Annotated in this window: 5 protein-coding genes; all 5 read right to left on the reverse strand. The window is 69.6% G+C overall.

The window, feature by feature from the left end; genetic code table 11:
- Positions 1-235 precede the first annotated feature (235 nt).
- A complete protein-coding gene (locus tag GA0115259_RS34915; RefSeq protein ID WP_093604328.1) occupies positions 236-844 on the reverse strand; it encodes an ALF repeat-containing protein in 609 nt (202 codons plus the stop codon).
- Between the two features lie 214 nt (positions 845-1058).
- Complete coding sequence (locus GA0115259_RS34920) at positions 1059-1685, reverse strand: hypothetical protein (RefSeq protein ID WP_176732762.1); 627 nt, start codon at positions 1683-1685, stop codon at positions 1059-1061.
- Positions 1672-3285 carry a substrate-binding and vWA domain-containing protein gene (locus tag GA0115259_RS34925; protein WP_256098285.1) on the reverse strand — a complete coding sequence of 538 codons (1614 nt, stop codon included), beginning with the start codon at positions 3283-3285 and terminating at the stop codon, positions 1672-1674. The genes GA0115259_RS34920 and GA0115259_RS34925 overlap by 14 nt, the downstream gene beginning before the upstream one ends.
- Complete coding sequence (locus tag GA0115259_RS34930; RefSeq protein ID WP_093604332.1) at positions 3282-4475, reverse strand: toxic anion resistance protein; 1194 nt, start codon at positions 4473-4475, stop codon at positions 3282-3284. The genes GA0115259_RS34925 and GA0115259_RS34930 overlap by 4 nt, the downstream gene beginning before the upstream one ends.
- 56 nt (positions 4476-4531) lie before the next feature.
- Positions 4532-5608, reverse strand: coding sequence for a hypothetical protein (locus GA0115259_RS34935; protein WP_093604336.1), 1077 nt, complete (start codon positions 5606-5608; stop codon positions 4532-4534).
- Positions 5609-5864 lie beyond the last annotated feature (256 nt).

Consider the following 5864-nt stretch of genomic DNA (forward strand, 5'->3'; position numbering starts at 1 on the left):
CGCCACAATCAAAAACAGAGGGGCGGCCCCCACGTCGCCCAAAACCAACCGGCCCACCACAACTACCTCTCGGTCGTAACCAGCAGACAACAACCCCACCCTCACAGCGGTCCTGAACCCCAGCCACCCACCGGCCGTTCGCCGCTGAGCAGAGCCCAGAAGCCCCATTCCACTGCCGCGCACACCACCCACCGGCCCGCAGTCCGGGAAGGAAATCCGGGAAGGAAACAGCCGTCTAGCCGTTCACCTCGTACTGCCCGACCTCCCGGAAGTACCGCAGCTCCTCCGGTGTGCCGTCGATGACCTCCTCGGCAGCCGCGCGGAGGGCGTCGCTGATGGTCGGGTCGGCGAGGATGCGGAAGATGGCGACGCGGTCGTCTTCGGCCTGGGCGAGGCGGTAGCCGGTTTCCAGGAAGGCGCGCAGGGCTTCCGGGCTGCCGTCGTTGAGGACCTTGTTCACCTCTCGGATGACGGCTTTGTCGCCGTTCTCGGTGGCCAGGAACAGGATGCGGAAGACGGCGACGCGGTCGTCCTCGGTCTGGGCGAGGCGGTAGCCGGTCTTCAGGAAGGTGCGCATCTCCTCCACGGTGCCGTCGAGGGCCTTGTTGGCCTCTCGGACGACCGCCTTGCCGCTGGCCTCGTCGGCCAGGATGCGCAGGATCGCGATGCGGAGGTCCTCCTCCGACATCTCGTCCACCGGCGTTTCGGACGTGGCCGTCACGGTCGTGGCCGCCACGGACGTCGGCGTGGCCGTCGAGTCCGTGGCGAACGCCGGCGTGGTGAAGAGGAGGGCCGGTGTCAGGGCGGTGGCCGCGACGAGCAGAGCAGCGCGGGACGGTCTCATGGGTGTGTGCCTCCCTTGTCGAGCTGTGGTGCGAAGATCCTCGCCGCTGTGGGCCACCGACGTCATTGCCGGTGGTGGGCAGTCTTCGCCGGCCGTCATTGCCGTCCGCGTACCGGCGTACCGGCGTATCGGAGTACCGGCCAGTCGCGCACCGGGCCGGTCACCGGCCCGCCGACGTGCCGCCGACGTGCCGCTTCTTCCCCTCTCCTTCCCCTCACGTCCCCGGTGGCCTGTGCCGGTCCTCCAAGTAGCGTGTGTGGGTCTCCTGGCGGCGGGACTCCGCCTCCCGCAGGGCCGTCGCCAGGGCGCGGGCCTCGTCGTAGAGGACCGTGAGCTGGCGTTCGAGGTGGCGTTCCGGAGGTTCGGTGCCCGGCTGGAGGCGGGTCCACCAGCGGGTGCGTACGAAGGTGTCCACCGATTCCGGCACGTCCTGGCGGATGGCCCGCGACAGGCTGTGCACACCCTCCGCGTCCATCGCCAACGCGTCCGCGACCCAGCCCGGTTCCAGGAGGGCGGCCAGGACCTCGGTGAGCTCGGTGAGACGGCCGGCCGCGGTGGGCGGGAGGTCGACCTCGGCCAGATAGGCGCGGAGCTTGGTGAAGTCGGCGCGGATCTCGTCCAGTTGCTCCGCCGGATTGGCGAAGGCCGGCGCGTCCGGGCGTTCCGGCGGCGCGATCAGCGCGCCCGCGCCGTACAGTCCCGCCACCACCACCGGCCAGTACGCGCCCGCCAGGCCCGTGAAGGTGAGGGCCAGGCCGCCCACGCCCGCCGCGCTGCCCACCAGGTTCTTGCGCGACTCCAGATACGCCACTGCCCTGCCGAGTCCTCTACTGGTAGCCACGGATCTCCTCGAAGGCGCCGTCGAGCGACTCCTCGCCCCCCGTCGCGTCGAACAGCCGGCCGCCCGTGAGCTCGGCGATATGCTCCAGCTCCGCGCGGTCCGAGTCGCCGAAGAGGATGGGGAAGACCGGAGTGGAGCGACGGTCGGGCGGCAGCTCCGCGTAGAAGCTGTCGAAATCGGCGGCCTTCGCGCCGCTCGTGTTCTCGCCGTCCGTCATCAGGACGATCGAGGTGAAGGCGTCCGAGCCCGAACCGCCCTTGCCGAGATGGGAGTACGCCTCCCGCAGACTGCTGAAGATCGCGGTGTCGCCAGACGCCGACAGCGCCCTGGCGTCAGCGCGGATCGCGTCCAGCGCGGCGGCCCGGCCGGCCGGGTCCACCGTATGGCTCAGGACCTTCTTCACCTCGGAGCCGAACGGCATCAGCGTCACCTCCTCCCGGTCACGGAACCGCTCGCCGGTCGCGGACTCGTCCGTACCGGTCAACCCGGCGAGCGCGTCCTTCAGCCGGGAGAGCCGTTCGCCCTCCATCGAGCCCGAGGTGTCCAGTACGTACACGGTGCGCGAGGGCCGGCGGAGCTGGTTCTCGTACGCGTCGAGCAGCCCGTCAGCGACCGAACGCGAGCCCGGGAAGGGCAGTTCGCGCCGCTTGTCGGTGGCCAGGCCCGCCGCGGGCGGTACGGACGGGACCACAGGGCGCCGGAACGTCTGCTCGGTCAGCGCCTTCTGTGCCTCCGGGCCGCGCAGATACGAGGTGAGCGCCTGGCCCGCCTCCCGCGCCTCCTGAGGCGCCGAGGTCAGCAGTGTGAAGGGATAGTCGGCGGTCACCACACCGTCCTTGGGACGGATCACGGTGAGTCCGGTGTTGCTGTCCCGGTTCATGGAGAGCAGCACCGACTCGTAGTTGACCAGCGCGTTCACGCTGCCGCGCCGGGTGTAAGCCGTCGCGAGCCAGCCGGACGAACCCGACGTCAGCTTCTGCCCGGTGAAGAACTCCTTCAGCTTTCCGGTCGCCCGGCGCACATCCGCGTCGGTGAGCGCCGACTGCGCGCCCGAGAGCCCGGAGGCCACCGAGATCAGCGCGGAGAAACCGGAGTTGGAGCGCACGGGATCGGTCATCCCGTACGTCAGCTTCCCGGCCACGACCGCCTGGTGCACCTGCGACCAGGTGACCTCGTCCGGCTGCCAGTCGAGCCGCTGTACGGTCTCCGTCCGCACACCGAGCGCGACGGGCGAGGACATGATCGGCGTCTCGTTGGTGATGCGCTGCGAGACTCCCGGATCCAGCCGCAGATAGTCGTTGGACGACAGCCACACCGCGTCGTACTTGCCGTCCGCCTTGCCCGAGGCGATCAGATCGGCGGCGTCCAGCGTGCCGGTCCAGGTGGCGTTCACCTTCACGCCCGTCTTCTGCTCCGCCTGGTCCAGCACGCCCCGCATATCGGCGAGTTCACTGGAGGCGAGCACGCGCAGGGTGCCCGGGCGGTACGTCGTGTCCGGGCCGGAATCGGGGTTCTTGGCGGCACCGCCCCCGCCACTGGTGCACGCGGCGACGGCCAGCAAAGACGCCACCACAGCTATCCCGGTCAGCCTGCGTCTCACTGAAGGCCTCCTTCCAGCGCGCCCGCCGTGCGGGTCCGCCCCAAATATGTGCTGGCGCTCTGGAGTTCGGCCGTCAGCGACTCCACCGTGGAGGCCATCGACTCCGTCGCCTGGATCTTGTACGTGTCGATCGCGTCCAGCGTCCGGTAGATCTGCTGGAACGCCGAGCGCAGCGTCTCCGCGCCCACCGCCGGATCCGCCGCGATGCGCTGGATCTCACCGCTCTGGGTGGCGAGCATCTCCGCGTTGCCGCGGATCAGATCCTCCGTCGTGGAGCGCAGGACGTTCACCTGCTCGGTCACCTTGCGCTGGTTCTCCAGCGCCGAGGAGAGCATCACCGCGATCCGCAGCGCCGAGACCGTGGTGGTCGCCGCGCGGTCGACGCCCTTGATCAGCTCCTCGTTGTTGCGCCGTACGACATCCATCGCCAGATAGCCCTGTGCGCATACCGCGAGCTGCGTCAGCAGGTCCTGGTGCTTCTGCCGTACGGGAAAGAGGACATCGGCACGCAGCGCGTCGGCCTGCGCCGGGTCTGTCAGTCCGACCGTACCGATCCGCTCCTCGATCGCCGTGTCGAGCGCCGAGGTGAGCACCGCGTACTCCTGGAGCTTGCCCATGGTCTCCCACAGCCGCGTCCGCTCGGTGTGCAACGCGGCGTTGTCACGGCGCAGTTCGTCCTGGCCGCCCCGGAGCGAGCTCACGATCTTGTTCAAGGTGCCCTGCGAGGAGGCGTACTTGGCGGCGTGATCGCGCAGCTTGTTGCCGCCGGGCAGCTTGGAGAGAAAGCGGCGGGCTCCCTTGCCCGGTGTGTCTCGCGGGTCCAGGTCCTCCACCGTACGGCGCAGTTCGACCAGCGAGGACGACACCCGGGCCTGCGCGTCCTCGCCGCCGGAGGAGAGGGAGTGGATCGTACGGTCCAGCATCCGGTTGGACTGCTGGGCGGCGCTGCGGATCTCGCCGGAGCCGAGATTCGCGATCTCACCGATACGGGCGGTGAATTCGGGCGAGCGGGCGTCGAGTGCGGCGAGTGATCCGACATAGTCCGTGGCGCGCCGCGTCATCTCCACGCGTACGGAGTCGTCGACCGGCACCAGCCCTGCGGCCTGTTCGGTACGGACCGGCGGGACGGGTTCGGGCGGTGTGAGGATCAGCTCCGAGCCGGCCGGGCCGGGGCTCTGCTCTGTGGACATGCGGTTCCCCCTGGGACTTTGACGAAGAGCGAAGAGCGGCGAAGGGCAGCGAAGAGCTACGACCTGGCCCGCTGCGCCATCGCGTGCAGCCACTCGGTGGTCGGCACGGGCGCCTGGCGGACACCGGTCAGCCGCTGGTTGAGGAAGGCCTGGTACGGAGCGGTCGCGGCGGTGAACTCCGCCGCGGCTCCCTGCGGGCGGAAGCCGTGCCGTACCGCCAGCTCGCGCAGCCGCTTGTCGGTGGTGAGCAGTGCGCCGAGCGCCCGGCCGTCGTCGGTGAGCGGTACGAGCGTGTGGTCGCTGATGACGGTGGTGTCCGGATAGAGCACCACCAGATCGCCGACGTCCTGCTTCTGGAGCAGCACCGAGGCCACCTGCGACTCGTAGACCAGCACGAGCGGATTCCCGACGCCGCTGATGAAGTCGCGGAACGGCGCGTCGGAACTGGTCTGCTGGGCGCCCTGGACGACGGTGAGCTGCTTGAGCAGCGGCGCCGTACGGGTGACCGCCGCCTTGTCGCCCACGACCTTTCCGCCGTTGTCCACATAGGACGCGGCGGCGAGATAGAGCGCGCCCGAGTTGGAGGTCATCGGATCGGTGCTGGCGATGAAGACCGTCCCGGTCAGCTCGGCATGGGCCGAGGAGCCCTTGAGCTGCTGCCAGGTGCGCTCCTTGCGCGCCGCCTCCAGATACGGGCCCATCCGCAGGGTGCCGCGCGACTCGCCGTCCAGGGTGGCCAGCCCGTTACGGGCCAGGACCTCGGCGGCGGACCGATGGGCGACGACCACCAGCGGCGAGTAGAAGGGCCGTGGCGGTGTGCCCGGCACCTGATACTTGTCGGCCAGTTCGTCGGCCGGTGCCGTGGACGACGGAAAGGCGAAGTCGGTACCGTCGAGAGAGAGTTCCTCCATGGCCCAGGAGCCGGAGGTCTCCGTCTTCACGGTATAACCACGTTCGTCCAGGGCCTTGACCACGTCGGGATCGGCGAAGAACTCGGCCTTCTCCGAACCGATGACCCCACGCACGGTCTTCGTTGCCGTGCTTGATACCTGGCTCTCTCGGCCTGCCACGACGGCTGCTGCCACTCCGCCGATCAGCAGCACCGCCAGGATGATTCCCACGATGCGTCTCACGTACGAAGCGTGCTCGCGGAGACCCACATTCCGGGGGGAGTTGGGTGTACGCCGGGTGAAGTACCCATCCCGGTAAGGAACCGGAACGCAGGGTTCATACCGGTCAAGGGGGGCAGGGCGGTCGGGGCGCGCTTGCGGAGGCGCCCGGTCCGCGCGCCTCCGCGGCCCGCGGGACCGGGGCCGTCAGTAGGTGGCGAGCAGGCGCTGATCCTCGGGGGCCGGGGATGGGGTCGGGGCCGGGGATGGGGCTGGAGCC

The organism is Streptomyces sp. MnatMP-M17 (assembly GCF_900091995.1).
In the GTDB taxonomy this organism is placed as follows: Bacteria; Actinomycetota; Actinomycetes; order Streptomycetales; family Streptomycetaceae; genus Streptomyces.